Below are 3,274 nucleotides of genomic sequence, written 5' to 3' on the forward strand. Positions count from 1 at the left end.
ATCGCATAGCATCTCACCAGACGGCAAAGCTCATCGGCCGACCAGGATGACCGCCCCAGAAGCGATTGGATGCGGTAAGGACGCTCGAAGCCCGCTTCTTCCGCCAGCATCCAGCCGGTCTTGCGTTCGGCTCCCGACAGCACGCCGTCAATGAAGGCGTTAGCCGATTGCTGCTGCTCGCGTCGCCCAAAGGCCGGCGCGATGATCTCTCTCAATTCCTTGAGCGCGGCCTGCCAGTCGATCAGGGTTCCCGTCCAGTCCGCAACAGACATGCCAACCCACTCCCCGCCAAGCGACATAACCACATTGGATCAGGGAATAACATAAAGCGCAACTGTAGTACTAATGCGGTATGATTTTTATGCCGGATTAGTGGCAGGACAGGCCTGGCGACATGAAGACAGGTTGCCGGTCCCTTTTGCCAGTCGCTTGCGCCACATAGGCCTTATGAGAGATCATGCGCTGCTTATGCATAATCCGCGCTCGTCGTAATCCGCATGCTCAAATCGTTGAGCTTATATGAAAAATCCGGGGCGCTCCAAGAGAGCCAGATTAAGCCTAGCCGCCTCAGCAGGTCTTCGGAACCTGTAGGCAACTGCTTCCTACTTGTACTCTATCAGTCCGGCTTGGCGCTTGGTGATGCGCTTCAGCCCGTATTCCAGCACCCCCATGGCCTCAGGCAGTTTTCCTAGGGTTAGGAAGACCGCTTGCGCCAAGTCGCCGTTGCGCCGCCACAACCGGATGACCTGCAAGGGCCACGCCAGCAACAGCGCCAGCAGAAGTGGATGGGCCAGGACTGCGCCCAGAACCGCGGCCACCGGCAGGACCAGGCCCCAGAACAGCGCGCGGCGGGTTTGTGCGACGTTGTGGCGTTCAGGCGCCCGCCCGTGCAACGCCGCCCCTAAGGCATAGGAATAACCCGCCCGCCGGGCGCGCCGCCACCATTGGCTAAAGCGGTGCATGGCTGCGTCGTGCAGCGCCATTTCAGCGTCCAGGCGCCAGATCTGCCAGCCCGACTGGCGCAGGCGCAGGCATAGTTCTGGTTCCTCGCCTGCGATCAAGGCGGGGTTGAAGCCCCCGGTTTCGTGGAAAGCCGTTGCCCTGAACAGGGCGATGCCGCCGCAGGCTTTGACCTGACCCACCGGCGTGTTCCACTCATGATCGATCAGCCGGTTGTAGAGCGAGACTTCAGGCGCGACCTCACGCAGTCGGCCGCAGGCCACGGCGACCTGGGGATTTTCCATCAGAAACCGAAATGCCTGCGGCAACCAACTAGGATCCAGTATGCAGTCCCCGTCGATGAACTGGATGAAGTCGGCTTCTTTGTCCTGCAAGGCCGCAACCCCCGCATTGCGCGCCCGCGCGGCGGTGAAAGGCGACGACATGTCTAGCCGCACAACCGTCACGCCGTGCGCTTCGGCTTGGGCGACGCTGTTGTCGGTCGATCCGGAGTCGACATAAACGATTCGCTGGAAACCGGCGGCCAGCAGGCTGTCCAAACAGCAGACCAGCCGCTGGCCTTCATTGCGGCCGATGGCTACGGCACAGATCACGGGCGCCTCCTTTCTCATGGTAGGGCCGCTGCCTGTGCCGGATGGCGGCGCGTCTGCCGGGTATAGGCGCTGTGCCGGATTGGTCTTGCCAAACCCGTTTCCTTTCCCGTATCGACGACGCGGCCCAGTTCAAGCCGGCCCGCCAAGGCCCCGGCTAGAAGCCAGGTCACGGGGGTCAATGTCGCATTGGGGATCAGGTCGATCATGTTGGCGGTCAGGGCCAGGCTCAGGCCTGCGGTTGCCGGCGTCAGGGCCAATGTCTTCCAACGAAGCCCCAGAAAGATCATCGGGACCAGCAGCAATCCGAATTCGGAAAGATAGCCGATCCAGCCACGGGTCCCAATGGCCAGGATCCAATAACCGTCCGTGACGCTCATGTCCCAACCTTCGTCATTGAAGACGCGATTGCGCCCCCAGCCTCCCCAGCCAAAAGCCGGACGCTGATTGGCCTTGTCCAGCAGAATATCTTCGTTATCAAAACGAGTCTTCAAGGATGCCGCCCGGCCATGGTCGACGGCTTCAGCCAGGGTTAATGCGGCTTCGGTCGGTACCATGTCGGCCCCCCTCAGCATCGGATAGACCAGCAGAACGGCGGCAAGGACAGCCGCGCCGATAACCTGCAGCCGAATCGGCAGAAACAGGATCATCGCTCCCAGCAGCAGGCCAATACCTAGGGCACCGACACCCTTGGACAAGACCAGAGTCATGAATAGCCAGACCGAGGCCGCAAGCCATCGCATCCTGTCCTTGCCCGAACTGCTGCGCCATAAGGCCAAGGCTGCCAGGAAGGATGTGCAAAAAAAGATCGCCAGCCACAATCCATGAGACAAGAAAACCACAGGGCGAAAGCCCCCGCCACGCAGATGCTGGACCCAGTCATGGGGAAAGTAGCCATAGATGTTGCGACTGAGCTGCGGCGACATCCGCACCTCGTAGAGAGCAGGTAACGAATAAATAAGTGCCGCAACCACAAGCCCGACCAGCAGGATCTTTTGCGCATCTGGGTGGGCCAGATATTTGCGTGCCAGCAGGAAAGGCAGAAGCGAAAAAAGGGTGTATCCCAAGGCAGAGGCCGCGTCATAGGGCCGCAACGCAGGCAAAACCTGCGGCCCGTATCGCAAGGTGTCGCCGTTGGTCAAGACAGTGGCAGCCGCGCCCCCCAGCATCATGATGAACAGGATCCGAATAACGCGGCTGCGTGGCCACAGGCCCGGCAGCACCATGCCCGGAACCAAAGCGTGCAGGCGCGGTCCCTGGATCAGCATCGCAGCCGCCAAGGTCGCGGCCAAGGCAGGGATGGAATCTTTGTTCAGGCTGGGCACGGCGGGAAGTTCGATAGAATAGTTCCGGGGTAGCAGCAGGTAGGCACCCAAAATCGATGTCGTTACTGCTGCCGCAGGGGATCGGTTGGCAAAAAGCCAAAAAACGACAAAGGGTGAGGCCAAGACAACAAGTACCGAGATCATGCCGCCTTCCTGCCACACCCTGGCCAAGGAGGCTACGGAGATTTGAGACCAGCTTGCATCCTAAAGCCAGAACCACCGAGCGTGACAAAGGGCCATGGCTCGACAAAGGCTTTTCTTCTGCCATTTGTGGCCGGGCCTAGTTTTCCGGTTTTGTCGACCTTGGGCATGAGGTCGTTGCTGTTGGCTGGGGTGTAGCACGGGTTTGCCAGGCGATTGTTGTGCTCGAGGCGTCGGCGGACGGTATCGAGGGGCGAC

The 3,274-nt window shown here is 60.4% G+C and carries 3 protein-coding genes and 1 pseudogene; all 4 read right to left on the reverse strand.

Translation table 11 applies throughout. The annotated features are described in order from the left end of the window. Window positions 1-272: pseudogene (locus tag RAH32_RS21290) on the reverse strand (IS701 family transposase); the annotation flags it as partial. Window positions 273-602: 330 nt separating this feature from the next. Further along, the gene (locus RAH32_RS21295) at window positions 603-1,571 is read right to left on the reverse strand and encodes a glycosyltransferase family 2 protein (protein WP_306610390.1); all 969 of its coding nucleotides are present in this window, start codon (window positions 1,569-1,571) and stop codon (window positions 603-605) included. Beyond that, entirely contained in the window at window positions 1,568-3,019 is a 1,452-nt protein-coding gene (locus RAH32_RS21300) for a hypothetical protein (RefSeq protein WP_306610391.1), read from the reverse strand. The genes RAH32_RS21295 and RAH32_RS21300 overlap by 4 nt, the downstream gene beginning before the upstream one ends. A gap of 32 nt (window positions 3,020-3,051) precedes the next feature. Further along, the coding region (locus tag RAH32_RS21305) for a hypothetical protein (protein ID WP_306610392.1) at window positions 3,052-3,274 on the reverse strand (223 nt) is incomplete at its 5' end.

This window comes from Paracoccus yibinensis (assembly GCF_030846195.1).
Lineage (GTDB): Bacteria > Pseudomonadota > Alphaproteobacteria > Rhodobacterales > Rhodobacteraceae > Paracoccus > Paracoccus yibinensis.